Source organism: Phycisphaerae bacterium, assembly GCA_017999985.1.
GTDB lineage: Bacteria > Planctomycetota > Phycisphaerae > UBA1845 > Fen-1342 > JAGNKU01.
This window is the reverse complement of sequence record JAGNKU010000001.1, coordinates 589,468-608,430: the sequence shown is the minus strand read 5'-3', so window position 1 is coordinate 608,430 and position 18,963 is coordinate 589,468. Positions and strand designations below refer to the sequence as shown.

The window sequence follows — 18,963 nt, the reverse complement described above, 5'->3', positions numbered from 1 at the left end:
GGCAACGTCCAATATGCAACGGAGCCGGCCAGACCCAGCATGGCATTTGCGCTCAAGGCACTTATCCTCGGGATTCTTGGCCTGATTCCGTGTCTCGGCGCACCGCTTGCCGCACTCGCCGTGGTAGTGGCCGCCCTCGCGCGGCGTCGCGTGCTTCGTGATCCGGTGCACTTCCGCGGGGACAACATCGCGCTACTCGCCATGGTTCTCGGCATTCTGGGATTGATCGGATCGGCATACACAACGCGAGAATCGGTCCGCTGGAAGCGACGCATCGGCGCGATTGAGAATCTCCACTATCTCATTCCAGCGCTGAATATCTTCGCATCAGAGCACAATGGCAATTTTCCACCGGACCTGCAGACGCTCGTCGCCATCGGCTACGCAACGCCCGACATGCTCGTGGTGCCGGGGCTTGATCACACGCAATCCGCGTGTCATTGGAGCTACGTTGCCGGCATTGCCCTGACTGATCCGGTGTCGTGGATAGTTGCCTACGGGGATCCGCAGTATTTCTGGGGCAAAGGCGCGCCGATCCTCTATGTCAATCACGTTGAGTTTGTCGACGAGCCGGTGTTCTCAAGCGAGCTTCGGCGTTTCGAAGCCGACTGCCAACGGGCCCGCGGCCAGCCCCCCACAATCGTGCCGCCGCGCTGAGGCGTGGCGCGGGCGCTCGCGATTGCATCTTCACAAGACAGGCCCCGCGCGCCTCCCCTTACCACCTTATCACGTTGTCACCGTATCACTCACCCGCGCGCGCGTTTCTTTGCCGCGAACGCCTGCACTTCCTTCGCCGGCCGCGTGTTCAGCACGTCGCCTTTGCGCAGTCCCGCCCGGCGGGCCGTGATGACGCCGAATTCCATTTGCTCGAGCTGGTCGGTCGCGTGCGCGTCGGTGTTGATCAGGATCGTCGCGCCCAGGTCGCGGGCCAGCCGGGCGTGCTGATCCTTCAGGTCCAGACGGTAATAGTTCGCGTTGATCTCCAGCGCCGTGCCGGTGCGCGCCGCCTCCCGCGCGATCGCCTCCATGTCCAGCGGCATCGCGTCGCGCTCGTTGATCAGCCGCCCCGTCGGATGCCCGATGCAATGCACGTGCGGATTACTCATCGCCGCCAGCGTCCGCCGCGTGTTCGCCGCCATGTCACTGCCCATGCCGGCGTGAATCGACGCGGTCACGAAATCCAGCTCCGCGAGCAGTTCGTCAGGATAGTCCAGCGTCCCGTCGGCGTGGATGTCCACCTCCGTGCCGATCCACACCGTCAGCCCCTTCACCTTCTCCGCAGCCGCCCGCACGTCCTTGATGTGCGCCCGCAGGCGCGCCGGCTTCAGCCCGTTCGCGATCGCGCTGGCCGGCGAATGATCGGTGATGCAGATGTACTTGTAGCCGCGGGCCTTCGCGGCGGTGGCCATCTCCTCGATCGTATTACGCCCGTCGCTCGCGTACGTGTGCATGTGCAGATCGCCGCGAATGTGCTCCAGCGTCAGCAGGTCGTCGGGCACCGCCCCCGGCTCGAACTCGTCACGATCTTCGCGCAGCTCCGGCGGAATCCACGGCAGATCGAGCGCCGCGTAAACATCCTCCTCGGTCCGCGACGCGATGACCTTCTTGCCCTCGGTGAGCCCGTACTCGTTGAGGCTCCAACCGCGTTTCACCGCCAGCTCGCGCAGCCGCACGTTGTGCTCCTTGCTGCCGGTGAAGTACTGCCACGCGGCGCCGAACGATTCCGCGGGCACGACGCGCAGGTCCACCTGCACGGTTCGCCCGCGTGGCGTCGAGACAAGGATGGAGCCCTTCGTTCCGCCGGCGCCGAGCACCTGCATCACACCCGGCAGTTCCGTGAATTGCCGGATGATCGTCTCGCCATCCGCCGCGATGCACAGCAGATCGAGGTCGCCGATCGTCTCGCGGCCACGACGCAGCGAGCCGGCGGCCTCGACGCGCGTGACGCCCTTCATTTCGGCGAGGGCCGCGCGCAGTTGATTCGCGACGGCCCAGCCTTCGCCGAGGCGCGTGCGGCCGGCGCTGCGTTCGAGAAACTCGATCCCGCGTGCGATCTGCTCGATGCTCTTGGCCCCGAAACCTTTGAGCCCGTCGAGCCGGCCGGCCTCGATCGCGGCCTTCAAGTCGGCCACCGACGTGATGCCGCGTTCCTTCCAGAGCAAGGCGACCTTCTTCGGCCCGACCGACGGGATCGACAGCAGCGCGAGCAGCGACTCCGGCACCGCGGCGGTCAACTCGTCGCGCATCGCGATCCGGCCGGTGTCGAGCAGCTCCTGGATCTTCTGCGCCGAGCTCTTGCCCACGCCCGGCAGCGACGCCAACTCACCGCGTGCGGCCACGTCATGGATGTCCGATGCGAGGTCTTCGAGTGTGCGCGCCACACGCCGATACGAATTCACGCGAAAGGCATCGGCCCCCTGAATCTCGAGCAGATCGGCGATCTCGGCGAACGCGCGGGCGATGTCGGCATTGGTCATGAGGCAGCTCCGAGGGCCAGCGACCGGCCACCGTGGTTATAGACCCGCCGCCGCGACCGAACAAGCGGCGATGCCACCGCCGCCGGCCGCGTCTATAATGGCACGATCGACAGCAGGAAAGGACACGTCATGCCCGCTCCCCGACACGGCAACGCGCCTATCGAGATCGACGAAACGCCCGGCAAGAAGGCCTACTGCGCGTGCGGCTGGTCTGAGAAGTTGCCGTACTGCGACGGCGCGCACAAGCGGCGCGACACCGGCGCGCACCCCATCAAGGTGGAAGTGGCCGAAGCCGGCAAGAAGTGGGTCTGCCAGTGCCACCAGACCAAGACCCCGCCGTGGTGTGACGGCACGCACAAGACGCTGCGGCCGACGTCCGGCTAACGCGCCGCCCGGACCAGCCGCGCGTAATAGCCGCCGTCATGCCAGTCCGACCACTGCGGGCCGGCCGCGGGCAGCGTCGTCACCTGCTCATCCAGCCGCCAATCCGGATTGTCGCGCAGGAACGCTGCCACCATCTGTTCGTTTTCCTCCGGCTCGATGCTGCACGTGCTGTAGACCAGCCGGCCGCCGGGGCGAACACACGCCGCCGCCTGCCGCAGCAGCGCCGCCTGCACTTCGCATAGCGATTCCAGCTTGCGGCGCGTCAGGCCCAGCCGTGCCTCCGGCCGCCGCGCGATGACCCCCGTGTTCGAGCAGGGTACATCGACCAGCGCGGCGTCGAAGCGTCCGTGCTCCGCGTTCAGCTCAGCGCCGGAGTGCGACACCACGCGCCGTTGCACGCAGCGCAGGCCCAGGCGTGCGACGTTCTCCGCCAGGCGCTCCAGACGCTCGGGCGCCGTGTCACAGGCCACGACCTCGCCGCGATCGTTCATGGCCAGCGCGAGCACGATCGACTTCCCGCCCGGCGCCGCACATAGATCGAGCACGCGCTCGCCGGGGCTGGCCGCGACGGCCTGCGCGGCCGCGTACGCCGTCGGGTCCTGCACGAACACGAGACCCTCGGCGAAAGGCGGCGTCTCCACCACGGACACGGCCGGCGGAACAAACGCTGTATCTCCCACGACGCGGACGGCGTCGCCGTGGGCCGCGCGTAGAAGCGGCTCGAGCTCCGCGCTCAACAACCGCAGTGTGTTCGCGTGCAACGCCGTCGGCGGCAGCGCCTGCGCGGCCCACGTGGCGGCCTCGGCGCGTTCCGGTCCATGGCGGGCGACCAGTTCCGCGAAGCGCGGGCGGCGCTCGCCGGTCGCCGCGGCGAGATGCGCGCACCGGCCCGCCTCGCCGGTGGGTTCCGGCAGGACCGGCTGCGAAAACGCGCAGGCCTGCTCCCAGTTCACGCGTACGTGCGTCGGATCCAGCCGCCGCCACGGCACACGCCGCTCAGTGATCGCACCCGCCAGTCGCCGCAGCACGGCGTTCACCATGCCCGGCGCGCGGCCGCGGACCAGGCGCCGCGCGAGCTCCACCGCCTCATCGACGGCGGCGAACACGGGGATGCGCTCCAGCCAGATGACCTGGTAAGCGGCGGTGTCGAGCACGGCGCGCAGTCGGGCCGGCATCCGCGCGCGTTCCACACGCGCGACCTTCCCCAGCACGTGCTCAATCGTGACGATATGCCGCAGCGTGCCCTGCCCGATCTCCAGCGCGAGCGCGGCTTCGTGGCCGGCGAGGCGCCCCGCCGCGCGCCACGCGCGCAGCGCTTCGCTCACAAAACGGCGTCCGGTGAGTGCGTCGCTCACCGCACACACGGCCGCGGTCCGTCCGTCCAGCGGGGCTTCGTCGCGTCTCACGGCACCACCGGCAGAAATCGATCCGGCGGCGCGATGCGCCGGCCGTTGGCGAAAGCCTCGAACGGCATCAGCTTGCCGCCCGCGGGTCGGACTTCGAGCAGTCGCACGCGACCCAGCCCGGTCTGCACCGTGCGATCCGCACAGAACGCGCCCGGCGGAATCGCGTCCGTCGGCGCCGCGGTTTGGTCGGCCACCGCGGCGCGGGCGAGCAACACGCGCTCCTGTTTGCCAGTACGCGAAGCGAACAGGCACGCCGCGGCCGGCCACGACCACAGGCCATGTATACGGCGGACGACGCGCCGCGCCGGCTGCGCCCAATCCACGGTGCCGTCGGCCTTGGAGAGCTTGGGGGCACGCGTGGCCTGTGAAACATCCTGCGGCACGGGCCGCACGCGATCAGCCGCGACATCCGCGACGACATCGATGATCAATTCCGCACCAAGCAGCGCCAGCCGGTCATGCAGTTCATCCGCCGTCTCGCCGTCGTCGATCGGCGTGCGGCGCTGCCCCAGGATGCCGCCGGCGTCCCAACGCTCGTCGAGCTGGAACACCGTGACGCCGGTGACCTCATCGCCGTTGAGGATCGCGCGCTGATATGGGGCGGCGCCGCGGTACTTCGGCAGCAGCGAGCCGTGGATGTTGACGCATCCGCGCGGCAGTGCCGCGAGCAACTGCGGCCCGATCTTCTGGCCGAACGCCGCCACGACGCCGAGCGCCGCGCCGCCCAGCACGTCGGCCAGGTCCAGCGCGTTGACGTCCTCGGTCTGAATGTGCCGCAGGTGCAGTTCGTCGGCCAGCGCGTGGATCGGTGTCGGGCGCACTTCGCGGCCGCGCCCGGCGGGACGGTCCGGCTGACTGATGACGGCCGCAAACTCGTGGCCGCGCTGCATCAACGCCCGCAGGGCCGGCACGCCGAAATCACCCGTACCCAGAAAGAGCATTCGCATCGCCGTTCGCCCTCGGTGCCGCACGCGCCACCACCCATGGTACGCACGATCGGCACGCTGGGGAATGCGCCGGCGGTTTAGCGGCTCGAACGCGACTTGAACGAGTCTTCGAGGGCCTTGAGCGTCTTGCGGGTCGCGATGCGGTCCGTCGGGCCCATGCGATCGATGATCATGACGCCGTTGAGGTGATCGGTCTCGTGCTGGCAGATGCGGGCAAAGAGGTCCTTGAGGTCGAGTTCGACCGGGTTGCCGTGCAGGTCCTGGGCGGTCAAGCGGCAGCTCTGGGCCCGGCGGACCTGGACATTGATCCCCGGTAGCGACAGGCAGCCTTCCTCGGCCTCGACAGAACCGTGCGGCTCGTGAATCGCGGGATTGACGAAGACCTGGTTGTCACCGGGCTCACCCGTGGGATTCACGACAATGACGCGCTTCGTGACGCCCACCTGCGACGCCGCCAGCCCCACGCCCTTGCCGGTCTCCATCAGCTCGAACATGCGCTGCACGAGCGCGGCCAGCGCGCCGTCGAATTCCGTGACCGGCTCGCACACCTGTCGCAGGCGGGGATCGGGATAGTGAATAATGCGGAGGTCCTTCAAGTCTGCCGTCACGCGGTGATCCTTCAATCCAGTGGCCATGGCAATACATCATAGGCGGCTGCCGCAACGGCGTCAGAAAGCCTGTCCCAGCAGGAAGGCCCGCCCCACCCGCCGCGACATCTGGGCATTGTTGAATACCATCGGCAGCAGCAAACCCAGGTCTGTATTGGGCATGCGCAGATAGTCCGCCAGGTCCGCCCGCCAGGCCGCGCTGAAACTGCCCAGCTCATCCTGCAGCACGGGGGCGCGCACCGCCCGCGCCACCGCCTCGGCCGCCAGCCAACCCGACCGCAAGGCCGGATAAATGCCCTCATTGCTGAATGCGGCGCTGAATCCGCCGGCATCACCCACAAGCAGGCAGCGTTTGCCGACGTGCGAATCGAGCTCGAGCGCGGCCCCGGCCAGACAGGGCACCGCCGCCGGCACATCCGCTTCCGCGATTGGCCAGGCCCCCGCCGCGCGCACCGTCGCGAGCAGCGCCGCAAGCTGGGCCTCCGCCGGCGATGCGCTCTCGTGCGTCACCAGCGTCAGGCAGACCTCGCGTCCTCGCCGGGCCACCGTGGCAACGCGCAGCGCGCGCCCCGCGCCTATGATCACGTCCAGCCCGACGCCGTCCGTTGCCAACCGGCCGCATACCCGCGCCGCGCGGCCGGCCGAACCGTCCGGCGGCGCACCGGCCAGGTTTGCCAGCCGCGCGGTGGGCGAGGCGGCCCCATCGGCGATCAACACAACCTGCCCGCTGACCTGCTCGCCGTCCGAAAGCCGCAGCGTCGCGTTGGTCTCGCCGAGCTGAACGTGCACGACGGCGGCGGTCCGCACTTCGGCGCCGGCCACGCGCGCCGCGGCGAGCAGCGCCTGGCCCAGGGCCGGCGCACTGACGACCCAGCCCGTCAGCTCCGGGTCATCAATCGCGACTTTCGTCGCCAGATCCCAGGTCCACAGCCGCAGGCCGGTGAACGTCGCCGCGCCCGCCGACTGCGCGTCCACGCCGCACTCGCCGCACAGCCGCACAGCCGCCGGCCCGAGCCAGCCGGCGCAACCCGGCGACGCCACCGGCGCCCGCGGCTCGACCAGCAACACCGCGAGCCGCTGGCGGCGCGCCGCGATGGCCGCGGCACAGCCGGCAGGGCCGCCGCCGACGATCACGACGTCATACCCGGCCGGTGTGGACATCGCGGAGGCCCCCATCACTTCAACTGGTCCCAGAGCACTTCTTCGGCCCGGCCGAAACGCTGAAACGCCGCTTGCACCGACTCGTAGATCGCCCGCAGCTCCGCGTCGTCCAGTTCGGCCGGCGCGCCCTCGGCGGGCAGCGTCTTCAGCACGGCCTCTAGCCGGCTGGCGGCGTTGTCAAGCTGGCTCGCGGCCTCGGCAAAGCTGCTCGCGGCCCGGAAGATCAACAGCTTGTCCTCGCGCGCGCGGGTCGGACCCCAGATCAATTTCGACGGATTGAGCAGGACTTCCTGGCTGGCCAGGCGCAACTGCTCGCTCATGTTCACGAAGTTGCCGAGGGCCTTCTCGATCGCCGGCCGGCTGAGCACGACCAGGCGCTGGCCTTCGGAGGTCATGACGCGCACATCGGCCAGCGACGCATTGACCCGGTCCATCGCCGTGTGCAGCTTGCCGAGCGTGCCGGTGACGTTGGCCGGGTCGAGCTCATTGCGCAGCGCGGCGACCAGCTCGCGATCAATCGTGCGGGTGGCATGCTCGACGCTGGCGAGCGTGTCGCGCACGACCGGGCGGTTTTCTTTCAGCAGCGCGGCCGCCTCGCTCAGGCCCTCATCCAGGTGCCCCAGCGCGACGTGGACCTTGCTGAGCAGCGCGGCGTCATTGCCAGCCTGCAGCTCGCCGCGCAGCGCCGCGGTCGTGGCGTTGAAGTCGTCCAGCACGCGGTGGATCTTGTGCAGCAGCGCGTCCTGCTCCTGCGCGTCCATCTGACCGCGCAGCGTGCGCGTCATCGTGTTGATGTCGTCCAGGCTGACCAGCAGCTTGTGGACAATGGATTTCTCGGCGTCCGGATCGACCGCGTCATTCAGCCGATCGACGAGCCCGCCCGGGCCCAGCAGCCGCCGTGACAGCGTCGAGATCGCCGCCGAGAGGCTCTGCGGCGGCAACCCCTCGACCGGGCCGGTGAGCGGTACGTCCGACGTGCCGACGTTGAGGATCGAAACGTAGCCGTTGCCGCCGATCGCCGGCTGATCGGTGGTGATCTGGCAGTTGCCGTAAATCGGCACGTCGCCGCGGATCTCGGCGTTCACAACGAAGAACGTGCGCTTCTGGAGGCCCTGCGTGACCGGGATGTTGAGTTCCTCGACCGCGATGCTCGTCACGCGGCCCACTTCGATCGAACCGGCCAGCAGGACGGCACTGCCGACTTTCAGCGGCGCGAGGCCCGCCTCGTGCGGAAAGCGGACCTGAACCGGCCGGCCCCCCGCCTGCATCGCCGGATACAGGAACATCACGGTTGCCAGGAAGAGCCCCACGAAAATGATGGTGGCCAGGCCGAGCACAAAGTCCTGCTTGCGCTTCTGCTTCATCGTCGTCTGCCCGCACGATCACCAGGTCAGCCCGCCGGCCGCCGCTCCGGCGACAGCGGCAGCATTGTAGCCGCCGGGGAACCCCTGCCCAAGCACGGACCGCCCCCGTGCGTCACAATCCGCAGGCCCGCGCGCCGGCCGAGACGCCCCAGGCCGCGAGGTAAGCCAGCGCGGTCATGACGGTGAAGGAGGCCACGGGCCAGCCCCACGACCCGGTCTCGCGCCCTATCACCACGAGCGTGCTCGCGCATTGTGCGCACAGCGCAAAGAAGACCATCACGGACAGCGCGACCGGCAGCGTGAACAGCGGAGCCCCCGTGTCTTCCCAGGTCATGCGCCGCAGGGCGCCCTCCAGCGATGGGGACTGCGCGTCGGCCCCCTCCGCGAGGTTCGCGATCGTCCCCAGCGTCGCGATGATCACCTCCCGCGCGGGGAACGACGCGAGCACGCCGACCCCGATGCGCCAATCCCAGCCCAGCGGTCGCAGCAGCGGTTCAATCCGGTGCCCCATCTGCCCCAGGTAGCTCTCGCGCAGGTACGCCCCGGCGAGCATGGATTCGTACGTGGCGGCGTCCCAGCCGGCCCAGGTCTGCTCCTGCGCAACCCGCGCCTGCGTCTGCGGGCTGCGCGGAAAGTACGCCAGCGCCCAGACCACCAGGTTCACCACCAGGATCACGGTCCCGGCGCGCACCACGAAGCTGCGCCCCGCCAGGTAGACGCGCTGCAGTACCGTGCGGAAACGCGGCACCTTGTACGCCGGCAACTCCAGCAGGAAGCCGGCCGCCGGGCCAGCGAACACCGTCCGCCGCAGCAGCAGGGCGATCGGCACTGCCACCACGACGCCGACCAGGTACAGTCCCAGCATCACCAGCGCGTCCAGCCGCACCCATCCGCCGATCCAGGCCTGCGCCGGCACGAACGCGCCAGTGAGCAGCACGTAAATCGGCAGCCGGGCCGAACAGCTCATGAACGGCGCGATCAGGATCGTGATGAACCGCTCGCGCCGGTCGGCAATCGCCCGCGTGCCCATGATCGCCGGCACCGCGCAGGCGAACGAGGACAGCAGCGGGATGAACGCGCGCCCGCTCAGCCCCAGCGGTCGCATGAGCCGGTCCACCATGAACGCCGCCCGCGACAGGTAGCCGCAGTCCTCCAGCACGGCGATAAACGCGAAGAGAATCAGGATCTGGGGCAGAAAGCCCAGGACCCCACCCACGCCGGCAATCAGCCCGTCCACCAGCAGGCTGCGCACCACCCCCGGCGGAACCACCTGCGTCACGACGGCGCCCAGCCAGCCAAAAACGTGATCCAAGGCGTGCATCAGCGGCTGTGCCCCCGCGTAGATCGCGACAAACAGGCCGTAGAGCACGCCGAGCAGCGTCAGTGCTCCGAGCACGCGGTGCGTCAACACACGGTCCAGCCGGCTCGACCACGTGGCGCTCGTCACCAGTTGCCGTGCCACCACGCCGCTCAGCGTACGATCGATCCACGCGTACCGTGCCCGCACTTCGCTCGGCGCCGGATCCAGCCCGCGCGCCTGCAGTCGCAGGCGCGCCGCGCGAAACGGCTGCGCGTCGCCGCCGCGCGCGACGAACCAGCGCTCCGCGTGCCCATCGGGCGTCGCGAGAATGCGCAGGGCCTCGGCCGGACAGATCCGCAGCCCGGACGTGGCAGCCAGCCGGTCCGCCTCCGCCCGCAGCTCCGACGGCAAATCCACCCGCGTCGCCGGCGCCGCGCCGCCCACTGCAGCCTCCAGAACCGGCACAAGCGGGGCCACCGTCTCCGGCGCGCTCGCGATCACCGGCACGACTGGCACGCCCAGCCGCTTGGCGAGTCGCACAGCGTCCACCTCGATCCCGCGGGCCCGCGCCACGTCGACCATGTTCAACGCGACCACGACCGGCAGGCCGATTTCGAGCACCTGGCTGAGCAAATACAGGTTGCGGACCGGGTTGGACGCATCAATGATCGCCAGCACCGCCGCCGGACGCGCCGCCGCCCGCCCGCACAGCGCGTCGCACAGGATCATCTCGTCCGGCGAGGCCGCCGCCAGGCTGTACGTGCCCGGCAAATCCAGCAGTTCGAGCGGCACCCGCGCGCCGCGGATCGGTCCGCGGGCGACGTCGACGGTCACGCCCGGGTAGTTCGCGACGTGCCGCCGAAAACCCGTCAGCGCGTTGAAGAGCGAGGTCTTGCCCGTGTTGGGGTTACCGACCAAGGCGATGACGCGCGACGCAGCATCCGGGCGCGGCGAGGGTGACTCTTGCTGGGGGGAGTCGGTTGCAGAAGCGGGGGGCGGCAACGGCAAACCTCGGTCAGCGCGCCCCCGGCACCACCGCGTGGGAACCATCCGTTTCAAACCCGGCGAGGCAGCCGCGACCGCGTTCACTGCGGGCGCGACGCCTAGAGCGCGGACACATCGATCAGCGCGGCCTCGCTGGAGCGCAATGAAAGCTCGTAGTCGCCCACGCGGAGTTGCAGCGGATCGCCGAGCGGCGCCCGCCGCACCACCTCGACCTCGGTGCCCTCAATGAAGCCCATTTCCATCAGCCGATAGGGCAGCGGGCCCTGAGCCTTGATTCCGGTCACGCGAAACCGCTTACCGAGCGGAACGAGATCCAGCGACATCCAGCCATCTCCCTGCCGGCGAGTGATCAACGCGCCACCAATCACGACACCTGCTTTATTAACTATACATCGGATTAGACAGCGATTCAATCCAGGCCCATGCGGTTTTTTGGTGTAGATGTCCGGTCCCCGCCGTGAATATGGGCCGTGGCCCGGCCGCCACCTCCCCGCACCCTAGTCGGCGAGCGTGATCTGGCCGGGAGCGTCAACAAAAACAACCTCGTTGACGCCGTCGTTTGCGCTCGCGAAAAGGTTGTAAGTGCCGAGCGCCACATCAACGCCGCCCTCGGTGGTACCATTCCAGCGCAGGCTGCCGGCAGTGGGCGTCAGCGGTAACTCGACCTCGTGGATGTAAATCTCGTTACCGTTCACGTGATCGGTATCAGGATCCAGCCCGATGCGTGCCGTCGCTTCGCCATCGCTGCCCACCCATGCGATCGTCAGCCTGCCGTCCGTATCCGGGCGGAATATGACGTTGTCGGTTGGCGCGGTGAACGTGAAGGCCGGCGGCGCATCGATCGTGACAAGCCCTCGGCTGGTATCACTCACCGAATCGGACGCCGTGTCGATACGCCCGATGATCGCGTATGGCCCGTCAAAGCCGATGGTATCCCACGTAATGACGTCGGAATCGCCGATCCCGGACAGCTCCTCGGCGTCCACCAGCGTGGTGACCGAGAGATCGCGGCGTGACTCGGCCACGATGGTGATCGTCGCCGCTTCGCCGCTGAGGTTGGCTGCGGCCCATTCGATACTGACGGAATCCCCGCCGCGCACGGTGGCATCCTCGTTGGGCTGCATGATGGTGATGCCCAGCACGCGCCCTTGCACCGGCTCGCGCTGCGTGTTGTCGATCACGGGCAGGCAGGTGCCGCCGACCAGCAGCCAGGACAGTCCAAGCGTAATCAGCAATCCGATGCGCATAGCCCTTCGCCTTTCACGCGCGACGGCTCCGTGCGGCCGCCCCGCCGCGGAGCTTATCGGTCGTTTTCCGGCCGGCGCTCAAAACGCCACGCGATCCGCCGCGCACATTAATTGCCGCCGCGAGTGCCGGTCAAGCCCTCACCGGTCGGGGGCAGCCCGGTCGGGGTGCACGGTTGGCGTTTCGGCGCGGTCCCGGTAAGATTCGGCAGACGCTCTGGCCGGTGGAACCGATAATCAGGGTGTACGGAACGTTCGGCTCAGGTAGTCGCTTCGCAGGTGAACACGATGAACTGCAGAATCACGGTGAGCACCGGGCTGGTGGGGTGTGTGGCGGCGTTGGGTTGGGTCCAGTGCGGGTGCAATCAGACGATCGTCGCAAACCTGACGAAAGAGAAAACCGGCAACATCACCGTGTCCTTCAACAACACGACGGACTTTGCCGCCGGCTTCTCGTACGGGACGTGGGACGAGTGGGATCGGTCGCCGGGGGCCGTGAATTTCCGGCAGCTCAGCGTCGACGGGCACGCCGTCAGCAGCCAAGTCACGATCGCGTGTGCGCGCAACCTGGCCGTCGGCACGCAACACCTGTACGACCGCGTGGTCGACACCAAGGCGGACGACACGACCAGCTTCATCCCCGAGATCTTCGACACCGTCGTGCACTTCTCGCAGAACCTGGAGGATTCCAGCACCACGGGCCTGCCGACCGCGGGCACGGCCGAGGGCCTGGAGCTGCTGCTGGGCGTGGATTACAGTTGCGGCGACCAAGTCATCTTCACGTTCGTCGAGGATCCCGACGCCCCCGGCGGATACCGGATCGATCACGAAGTCATTCAGGACAAGCTGCCCAACGAGTAGCCGCGCAGCAGGGGAAAGGGATGTCGCACGCCATCGCACAGAAGGTCGCGGCCGACATGGCGGGCGCGTCCTTCATCCGTGAGATGTTCGAGAAGGGCCGGCGACTGAAGGCCGAGTTCGGCGCGGACCAGGTCTTCGACTTCTCGCTCGGCAACCCGAATGCGACCCCGCCCCCGGCGTTCTTCGGCGCGCTCAAGGCCGTCGCGGCGGAGTTCAGCCCGGCCCTGCACCGGTACATGCCCAACGTCGGCTTCGATGAGACCCGGGCGGCGGTGGCCCGCTTCGCAAGCGCGGAGTACCGCCTGCCGATCGAGACCGGCGCGGTGATCATGACCAGCGGCGCGGCGGGGGCGATGAATGTCGTCCTGCGGGCGATCTGCAACCCGGGCGACGAGGTCATCGTGCTCGCGCCGTACTTTCCCGAGTACCGCTTCTACATCGAGCAGGTCGGCGCCCGGATGACGCTCGTGCAGACGGACGCCGAGTTTCAGCCCGACATGCCGGCCATCGCCGCGGCGCTCAGCGACCGCACGCGCGCCGTGCTGATCAACACGCCGAACAATCCGAGCGGGGCGGTCTACACGGCGGAGAAATGCCGCGCGCTGGCGGAACTGCTGGCCCGCCACGACCGGCCGGAGCGGCCGTTGTACATCCTGTGCGACGATCCGTACCGGCGGATCATTTTCGACCTCGACTGGTGCCCGACGCCGGCGCAGTTCTATCCCCGGACGCTGCTGGTTTCGAGCTATTCGAAGGATCTGAGCATCGCGGGCGAGCGCGCCGGCTACGTCGTCGTGCCGGCGACGGTGCCCGAGCGGGAGCTGGTGCTCGGGGCGCTGACGATGCTGAACCGGACGATGGGCTTCGTGAACGCCGCGGCCTTCATGCAGCGTGTGATCGCGCGCTGCGCGGACGCCCTGTGCGACGTGTCGTTCTACCGGCAGAACCGGGACCTGCTGTGCAACGCGCTGCGCGAGTTCGGGTACAAGCTGGTGACGCCGCGTGGTGCGCTGTATGCGTTCCCGCAGACGCCGATCGCGGACGACAAGGCGTTCGTCGACCTGTTGCTGAAACACCGGGTCTTGGCGGTGCCGGGGACGGGCTTCGGCCGGCCGGGGCACATGCGACTGAGCTACTGCGTCGATCGGCGGACGATCGAAGGCGGCCTGCCCGGCCTGAAAGCCGCCCTGCACGAGGCGTCCGGCTCCGGCGCCAGACGGGGATGAGTTTGTCTTCCGGAAACTGAGCCGGCCCTCGTGCGCTGCGGAGTGGAGTATTCGCGCGTGGTCGCTGCGGCTTTCATTGTCGGCGCATACCTGCTCGGGGCCATTCCGTTCGGGCTGCTGATCGGCCGCGCCCACGGCGTGGACATCCGTGCGCAGGGCAGCCACAACATTGGGGCCACGAACGTCGGGCGCGTCGTCGGCCGCAAGTGGGGCTACCTCTGCCTCGCCCTCGACATCCTGAAGGGTTTCGCCCCGACGCTCGGCGCCTCCCTGCTGCTGCCCGGCCAGGCTGCGGACCCGCGCCGTCACCTGCTGCTGTTGCTGGTCGCGCTGGCCGCCGTGCTTGGCCACGTGTTTCCGGTGTACCTGCGCTTCCGCGGCGGCAAGGGCGTCGCCACAACCGTCGGCGTCGCGCTCGGCCTCTGGCCCCACTACACCATTGCGATGGCCGTGGCGCTCGTCGCCTACGCACTGGTGCGCTTCACCACCGGCGCGGTCTCGGCCGGCTCGCTCACCCTGGCGGTCGTCTTTCCGGCCGCATTCTTCGCCTATGCCCACCTGACCGGCCTGACGCTGGCGGAGTACTGGCCGCTGCTGACCGTGGCCTGCCTGCTGGGCCTGGTCATCATCGTTCGCCACCGCGAGAACATCCGGCGACTGCTCGGCGGAAAAGAACTCAGCGCAAAGAGTAAATCAGAGGCGCGGTGACGCGGCGCGCCACCACGCGGGCAAGACGACCCGCGTGCCGTCCGCCGTCGTCGCCGTGCCAAAGGGGGCGTCGTAGACCAACGCCAGCCGCTCCGGCGTCAGCACTTCCGCCGCCGGCCCGTCCGCGACCATGCGCCCCGCGCGGAGCGCGATGACACGACCGCCCAGCGCGGCCGGCATTTGCAGGTCGTGGCTGATGAGCAGGATGCCGCGGCCGGTGTCGTGCCAGCTGCGCAGGATGGCCACCAGTTCGATTTGCACCGCCGGATCGAGGGCCGTATCCGGTTCGTCGAGAAACAACATTTGCGCATCCTGCGCGAGGGCGGCGGCCAGCAGCGTCTTCTGGCGCTCGCCACCACTGACGGTATCGAACGGCTGGTCCGCGCGGCTGGTCAAACCGCAGCGCGCCAGGGCCTGGTCGATCACCGCGTGGTCGCGCGCCGCCAGCGGTCGCCAGGCACCGGCGTGTGCATAGCGCCCGCCGGCGACGACTTCAGCAACGCGAAACGCCGGCACGCGTTCGAGGCTTTGCGGCACGTAGGCGGCATAGCGTGCCCGGGCGCGCGGCGCCAGGCGGCCCACGTCCACGCCGTCGAGCCGCACGGTGCCGCTCGTCGGCGGCAGCAATCCCAGCAGCGCCAGCAGCAGGGACGTCTTGCCCGACCCGTTCGGTCCCACCAGCGACGCGCATTCGTCGCCGGCCAGCGTGAAGTTCACGTCCTGCACGACGTCGCGTCCGCCCCGGCGGAGGTGCAGGTGCGCGCACACGAGGCGCGGGCCGGTCGCGTTGTCAGTGGGCGGCGGATTCATGTTGCTCGTTGGCCATGATGCTGCAAATCGCCTCAAATGTCTGCGCAATGCGCGGCCCAAGCTCAAAATGCTGCGGACCGATGAGCACGTGCACGCGCCGGGTGGCGACTGCCCGCAGGGGGCCAACCTGCGCCCACGCGCGCAGCGCATCAGCGTCGCCGGCGGGGCGCTGCGTCGCATCCGGGGCCAGCTCGATGATCACATCCGGATCGGCGCGCAGCACGAATTCCAGCGCGACTGGGGCAAAGGCGCCTCCCCCGGCCGCGACGACGTTCGTGTGCCCCACGCGCCGCAACAGGTCGTCGTAGAACGAGCCCGGGCCGGCTGCATCGGGCGGCGTCGGCGGAGCGGCCAGCGGCCCGGTCAACAGCAGCACGCGGGCCGGACGCATCGTGTGGTAACGTGTCGTGACCGTGTCCAGGTCCGCGCGGATGCCATCGATAAGCCGCGCCGCGGTCCGCGGGCGGCCGGTCAGACCGCCGATCCGCTCGATCGCCGTGAACAAGTCGGCCAGCGTCCAGTCCGGCACAGCCTCGTACCGCAGGCCAAGCCGTGTGAGTCGGTCGGCGATCGCGCGACTCGCGCCGGAGACAATGATCAACTCGGGGCGAATCTGGAGCAGTGTCTCGACGTTCAGATCGTTGAGCGCGCCGATGGAGCGCACGCGCGCGATCGCGGGCGGATACAGGCAGTAGCGCGTCCGGCCCACAAGATGCTCAGTCAGGCCGAGCGCGCCGCAGATCTCCGTGATGTTCGGGGCGGCACTGAGCAACCGCGGACAAGGCAACGCGCGCTCGCTGTCGACCAGCGGCGGATCGACGACCCAGTCGCGCAGCGTGCTGACCGCAGCGCTGGTCGTGGGTTGCCCGGTCGGTGTGGCCGGGGGGCGCGTGCAGCCCGCGCTCACCGCGGCGAGCAGCGCACACGCGTGCGCGATGAGCCCGCCCGCGTTCATTGCGGATCGCCGGGTGCACCCGGAGGCATGCGCCGCGCGATGTGCGCCGCTAGCAGCGACGACTGCACCTGGCTGCCCCACGAGGCGCGGTCGCCGAAGATGTCGCACACCAGCCGCCCCCACTGGAACAGCACGCCGATCTCGGTCCAGCAGCCCGCGTCGCCGTACGCGAACGGCTTCGCCTCGAGCGGCTGAAAACGCGCGAACGCCCGGCGGGCATCGTCGGCCGAACCGAACGCGAAGCACCGCACCTTGAGACTGCGCTCGGTCTCGCTCTCATGTGTATACACGGCCAACCACACGCGGGTCGGATTGTATTTCCGCCAGATTTCCGCGTCGTCGCCCAGCGCGGAGGCGGCCGCGTCAAAGCTGCCGGCCCACACCTCGCTCTGCAGCACCCATGGCGCGGCGACGCTGCCCGGCGGGAATGCGTCCGCCACCTGCCGTCCGCCGGTCGCGCAGCCGACGCAGAGCGGGAGCAGCAACAGCCCCAGCGGCCTCATGCGCGGAAATCCTCGTCCAGGAACGGGTTAGTTTCGAGCTCGTCGCCGATCGTCGTCGCCGGCCCGTGCCCCGCATAGACCACCGTCTCCGGCGGCAACGTCAACAGATGTTGACGGATGTTGGCGAGCAGCCGCGCGCCGGAGCTGCCGGGAAAATCGTACCGGCCGATGCTGCCGGCGAAGAGCGCATCACCCGTGATGACCACGCCGGCGGCGGCGCAGTAGAACGCGAGTCCGCCCGGCGAATGGCCGGCGACGTCGAGGACCTGCCAGGTCAGGGCGCCGAGCGTGAGCGTTTCGCCCGGGGCGAGCAGCCGATTGGCCGGCGGCGTCGTGACGTTGAACCCGAACGGCGCGGAGAGGTTCGCCTCTGGATCGGAGAGCATGTGCTCCTCGTCGCGCGGCGCATAGAGCTGCACGCCGTCCAGTGACGCGCACAGCTCGCCCGCACCGGCGATGTGGTCGGCGTGGCAATGCGTGAGCAGGATCGCCGCCGCGGTGAGCTGGCGCGCCCGGAGCGCTGCGCGCATCTGTTCCGCGTGCGGCGGCAACCCGGGATCAATCAGCCACGCCGCCGGCCCGTCCGCCGTCCAGAGCAGCAGGGCGTTCTCCTGGAACATCGGTTCCACGAACACTGCGAGCTGGAGCGGGCCGTGCTTGTGCATGCCGGTCTACTTCGCGAGCCGCTTCACGCGGTCGTACTTCTCTTTGAACTGCCGGGTCCAGTCGCGGGCGATGCGGCGAACCTCGCGTTCGCGCTGGCCCTCGTCGCCCTCCAGCTTCCTGGCGATCTCGAGCGACTCCGCTGCGCTGAACGGCAGCCTGGTCCATTCTTCCAGCGCGGCGGGCTTCATGCCACCGTCGATCAGCGCCTTCCACGTTTCGCGCAGGTCCTTGTGCAGGTCCAGCAGCGCCGCCCCCATCAGCTCGGACAGCAGCGTGTTGCGGGCGCGCTGCAGCTCGTCGTCCACCTTGCGGAGAATGCCCTCCTGCTCCATCTGGTACGGGTCCATGACGAGCATCTGCGCGGCATACTGGCGACACACGTCCGGCCGCACCGGCATCCGATACAGCGCGTTCTGCGCCGGGCCGCCGTCCACGCCCGCCGGCAGGATCCACAGCCGCTGTCCCTCGGGACTGAGGACGAACGTGATAAACCGCTCGGCAAGCGCGCGGTGCGGCGGCTGACGCAGCATGGAGATCGGATCGGGCGTGACCGAGAAGCCGCCGGCGGGTTTGACGTACTTGAGCACGTCCGCACCGGCCTGGGTCACGCGGCCGTAGGCGTAGAAGTCGATGCACGGCCCGGCCAGAACGTTGCCCGTGGCGATCTCGTTCGGCACAGCGCTGGACGAGTCCGTGATCAGCCGCGCGTTCGCCGCGATCTGCATTAACAGCGGCCAACCCTTTTCCCAGCCGTACTGCTGAAGGATCAGCTCATAGCTGACGCGCACACTGGACGATTTGCGCGGGTCCGCGATCACGACCCAACTGAACATCCGCGGCTCACCAAGGTCGGACCACTGCTCGAGTTCCGGCAGATTCTGGTTCTTCAGGCCCGGCAGATGCTCCAGGATGCCGAACGCCGAATGCGCCGAGCCGATCCAGATGTTGTTGGCGCCATAGTTCGCCACGCCGGCGATTTCCCGGGGAATGCCCGCGAGAATCTCTGCCGGGATGTTCGCCACCTCGAGATAGCCCCGCGCCGCCGCCTGGTCGTGATCGGGGACGCCGCCGCCGAAGAACACATCGAGCCCGAACGAGCCACCCTTGGTCGCGCGGTCCTGGGCGTCGAGCTGCTGCATGATCTGGCCGGTGCCCTTCTTGATCCAGCGGATCTTCAACGGCCGGCCGACCTGGGCGACGAACGCGCGTTCGAATTCGGCCTGAATGTACTCGTTGTGCGGCGAGATGATCTCCAGGTCATATTCCTCGGCGTACGCGCCGGGCAAGAGGGCCGCCCCGAAAACCAGTGCGATCAACATTCCAATGGCAATTCGCATG

At 68.8% G+C, this 18,963-nt stretch carries 19 protein-coding genes; 5 read left to right on the top strand and 14 right to left on the bottom strand.

Going from position 1 to position 18,963, the window contains the following annotated elements; genetic code table 11:
- Nucleotides 1–39 precede the first annotated feature (39 nt).
- Complete coding sequence (locus KA383_02425; GenBank protein ID MBP7744958.1) at nucleotides 40–657, top strand: hypothetical protein; 618 nt, start codon at nucleotides 40–42, stop codon at nucleotides 655–657.
- 89 nt (nucleotides 658–746) lie between these two features.
- Here the strand turns inward: KA383_02425 and polX are convergent, their stop codons facing one another.
- Nucleotides 747–2,477 carry a DNA polymerase/3'-5' exonuclease PolX gene (gene polX, locus KA383_02420; protein MBP7744957.1) on the bottom strand — a complete coding sequence of 577 codons (1,731 nt, stop codon included), beginning with the start codon at nucleotides 2,475–2,477 and terminating at the stop codon, nucleotides 747–749.
- Between the two features lie 129 nt (nucleotides 2,478–2,606).
- On the opposite strand from polX, the gene KA383_02415 reads away from it, so the two are divergent.
- Nucleotides 2,607–2,861, top strand: coding sequence for a CDGSH iron-sulfur domain-containing protein (locus tag KA383_02415; protein MBP7744956.1), 255 nt, complete (start codon nucleotides 2,607–2,609; stop codon nucleotides 2,859–2,861).
- On the opposite strand, the gene KA383_02410 is transcribed toward KA383_02415, so the two are convergent.
- The 8 genes from KA383_02410 to KA383_02375 form a co-directional block, all read right to left on the bottom strand.
- Nucleotides 2,858–4,267 (bottom strand): methyltransferase domain-containing protein, encoded by a 1,410-nt coding sequence (locus tag KA383_02410; protein MBP7744955.1) that lies wholly within the window; start codon nucleotides 4,265–4,267, stop codon nucleotides 2,858–2,860. The two genes, KA383_02415 and KA383_02410, sit on opposite strands and share 4 nt — an antisense overlap.
- The gene (gene fmt / locus KA383_02405) at nucleotides 4,264–5,214 is read right to left on the bottom strand and encodes a methionyl-tRNA formyltransferase (protein ID MBP7744954.1); all 951 of its coding nucleotides are present in this window, start codon (nucleotides 5,212–5,214) and stop codon (nucleotides 4,264–4,266) included. The genes KA383_02410 and fmt overlap by 4 nt, the downstream gene beginning before the upstream one ends.
- A 77-nt stretch (nucleotides 5,215–5,291) precedes the next feature.
- Nucleotides 5,292–5,849 (bottom strand): peptide deformylase, encoded by a 558-nt coding sequence (gene def / locus KA383_02400; protein ID MBP7744953.1) that lies wholly within the window; start codon nucleotides 5,847–5,849, stop codon nucleotides 5,292–5,294.
- A gap of 33 nt (nucleotides 5,850–5,882) precedes the next feature.
- On the bottom strand, nucleotides 5,883–6,983 hold the full coding sequence (locus tag KA383_02395; protein ID MBP7744952.1) for an FAD-dependent oxidoreductase: 1,101 nt from the start codon (nucleotides 6,981–6,983) through the stop codon (nucleotides 5,883–5,885).
- Nucleotides 6,984–6,997: 14 nt separating this feature from the next.
- On the bottom strand, nucleotides 6,998–8,347 hold the full coding sequence (locus tag KA383_02390; GenBank protein MBP7744951.1) for a hypothetical protein: 1,350 nt from the start codon (nucleotides 8,345–8,347) through the stop codon (nucleotides 6,998–7,000).
- 112 nt (nucleotides 8,348–8,459) lie between these two features.
- Nucleotides 8,460–10,565, bottom strand: a complete 2,106-nt coding sequence (gene feoB / locus KA383_02385) for a ferrous iron transport protein B (GenBank protein MBP7744950.1) — start codon at nucleotides 10,563–10,565, stop codon at nucleotides 8,460–8,462.
- Between the two features lie 185 nt (nucleotides 10,566–10,750).
- Nucleotides 10,751–10,975 (bottom strand): ferrous iron transport protein A, encoded by a 225-nt coding sequence (locus KA383_02380; protein ID MBP7744949.1) that lies wholly within the window; start codon nucleotides 10,973–10,975, stop codon nucleotides 10,751–10,753.
- A gap of 174 nt (nucleotides 10,976–11,149) precedes the next feature.
- Nucleotides 11,150–11,899: a hypothetical protein gene (locus KA383_02375; protein ID MBP7744948.1), complete on the bottom strand. Its 750-nt coding sequence runs from the start codon at nucleotides 11,897–11,899 to the stop codon at nucleotides 11,150–11,152.
- Between the two features lie 285 nt (nucleotides 11,900–12,184).
- On the opposite strand from KA383_02375, the gene KA383_02370 reads away from it, so the two are divergent.
- Genes KA383_02370 through plsY form a run of 3 tightly spaced genes read left to right on the top strand, consistent with a single transcriptional unit; the run spans nucleotide 12,185 to nucleotide 14,691 of the window.
- On the top strand, nucleotides 12,185–12,757 hold the full coding sequence (locus tag KA383_02370; GenBank protein MBP7744947.1) for a hypothetical protein: 573 nt from the start codon (nucleotides 12,185–12,187) through the stop codon (nucleotides 12,755–12,757).
- A 20-nt stretch (nucleotides 12,758–12,777) separates the two neighbouring features.
- Entirely contained in the window at nucleotides 12,778–13,983 is a 1,206-nt protein-coding gene (locus tag KA383_02365) for a pyridoxal phosphate-dependent aminotransferase (protein MBP7744946.1), read from the top strand.
- 57 nt (nucleotides 13,984–14,040) lie between these two features.
- Nucleotides 14,041–14,691, top strand: coding sequence for a glycerol-3-phosphate 1-O-acyltransferase PlsY (plsY, locus tag KA383_02360; GenBank protein MBP7744945.1), 651 nt, complete (start codon nucleotides 14,041–14,043; stop codon nucleotides 14,689–14,691).
- Here the strand turns inward: plsY and KA383_02355 are convergent.
- The 5 genes from KA383_02355 to KA383_02335 are packed head-to-tail and all read right to left on the bottom strand — an operon-like array spanning nucleotide 14,677 to nucleotide 18,962.
- On the bottom strand, nucleotides 14,677–15,501 hold the full coding sequence (locus KA383_02355) for an ABC transporter ATP-binding protein (GenBank protein MBP7744944.1): 825 nt from the start codon (nucleotides 15,499–15,501) through the stop codon (nucleotides 14,677–14,679). The genes plsY and KA383_02355 overlap by 15 nt on opposite strands.
- Nucleotides 15,482–16,456 carry an ABC transporter substrate-binding protein gene (locus KA383_02350; protein ID MBP7744943.1) on the bottom strand — a complete coding sequence of 325 codons (975 nt, stop codon included), beginning with the start codon at nucleotides 16,454–16,456 and terminating at the stop codon, nucleotides 15,482–15,484. The genes KA383_02355 and KA383_02350 overlap by 20 nt, the downstream gene beginning before the upstream one ends.
- Nucleotides 16,453–16,959, bottom strand: a complete 507-nt coding sequence (locus tag KA383_02345; protein ID MBP7744942.1) for a hypothetical protein — start codon at nucleotides 16,957–16,959, stop codon at nucleotides 16,453–16,455. Before KA383_02345 ends, KA383_02350 begins: the two co-directional genes overlap by 4 nt.
- Nucleotides 16,956–17,624 (bottom strand): MBL fold metallo-hydrolase, encoded by a 669-nt coding sequence (locus tag KA383_02340; protein MBP7744941.1) that lies wholly within the window; start codon nucleotides 17,622–17,624, stop codon nucleotides 16,956–16,958. The genes KA383_02345 and KA383_02340 overlap by 4 nt, the downstream gene beginning before the upstream one ends.
- Nucleotides 17,625–17,630: 6 nt before the next feature.
- Nucleotides 17,631–18,962, bottom strand: coding sequence for an ABC transporter substrate-binding protein (locus KA383_02335; GenBank protein ID MBP7744940.1), 1,332 nt, complete (start codon nucleotides 18,960–18,962; stop codon nucleotides 17,631–17,633).
- Between the last annotated feature and the right edge of the window lies 1 nt (nucleotide 18,963).

What these genes read in the sequence shown, in the direction of transcription:
- KA383_02345 (MBP7744942.1), bottom strand. Translation starts at nt 16,959, where the DNA reads ATGAGGCCGCTGGGGCTGTTGCTGCTCCCGCTCTGCGTCGGCTGCGCG.
- KA383_02395 (MBP7744952.1), bottom strand. Translation starts at nt 6,983, where the DNA reads ATGTCCACACCGGCCGGGTATGACGTCGTGATCGTCGGCGGCGGCCCT.
- KA383_02415 (MBP7744956.1), top strand. Translation starts at nt 2,607, where the DNA reads ATGCCCGCTCCCCGACACGGCAACGCGCCTATCGAGATCGACGAAACG.
- KA383_02425 (MBP7744958.1), top strand. Translation starts at nt 40, where the DNA reads ATGGCATTTGCGCTCAAGGCACTTATCCTCGGGATTCTTGGCCTGATT.
- def (MBP7744953.1), bottom strand. Translation starts at nt 5,849, where the DNA reads ATGGCCACTGGATTGAAGGATCACCGCGTGACGGCAGACTTGAAGGAC.
- polX (MBP7744957.1), bottom strand. Translation starts at nt 2,477, where the DNA reads ATGACCAATGCCGACATCGCCCGCGCGTTCGCCGAGATCGCCGATCTG.
- KA383_02375 (MBP7744948.1), bottom strand. Translation starts at nt 11,899, where the DNA reads ATGCGCATCGGATTGCTGATTACGCTTGGACTGTCCTGGCTGCTGGTC.
- KA383_02350 (MBP7744943.1), bottom strand. Translation starts at nt 16,456, where the DNA reads ATGAACGCGGGCGGGCTCATCGCGCACGCGTGTGCGCTGCTCGCCGCG.
- fmt (MBP7744954.1), bottom strand. Translation starts at nt 5,214, where the DNA reads ATGCGAATGCTCTTTCTGGGTACGGGTGATTTCGGCGTGCCGGCCCTG.
- KA383_02370 (MBP7744947.1), top strand. Translation starts at nt 12,185, where the DNA reads ATGAACTGCAGAATCACGGTGAGCACCGGGCTGGTGGGGTGTGTGGCG.
- KA383_02335 (MBP7744940.1), bottom strand. Translation starts at nt 18,962, where the DNA reads ATGCGAATTGCCATTGGAATGTTGATCGCACTGGTTTTCGGGGCGGCC.
- KA383_02380 (MBP7744949.1), bottom strand. Translation starts at nt 10,975, where the DNA reads ATGTCGCTGGATCTCGTTCCGCTCGGTAAGCGGTTTCGCGTGACCGGA.
- KA383_02365 (MBP7744946.1), top strand. Translation starts at nt 12,778, where the DNA reads ATGTCGCACGCCATCGCACAGAAGGTCGCGGCCGACATGGCGGGCGCG.
- KA383_02355 (MBP7744944.1), bottom strand. Translation starts at nt 15,501, where the DNA reads ATGAATCCGCCGCCCACTGACAACGCGACCGGCCCGCGCCTCGTGTGC.
- KA383_02340 (MBP7744941.1), bottom strand. Translation starts at nt 17,624, where the DNA reads ATGCACAAGCACGGCCCGCTCCAGCTCGCAGTGTTCGTGGAACCGATG.
- KA383_02390 (MBP7744951.1), bottom strand. Translation starts at nt 8,347, where the DNA reads ATGAAGCAGAAGCGCAAGCAGGACTTTGTGCTCGGCCTGGCCACCATC.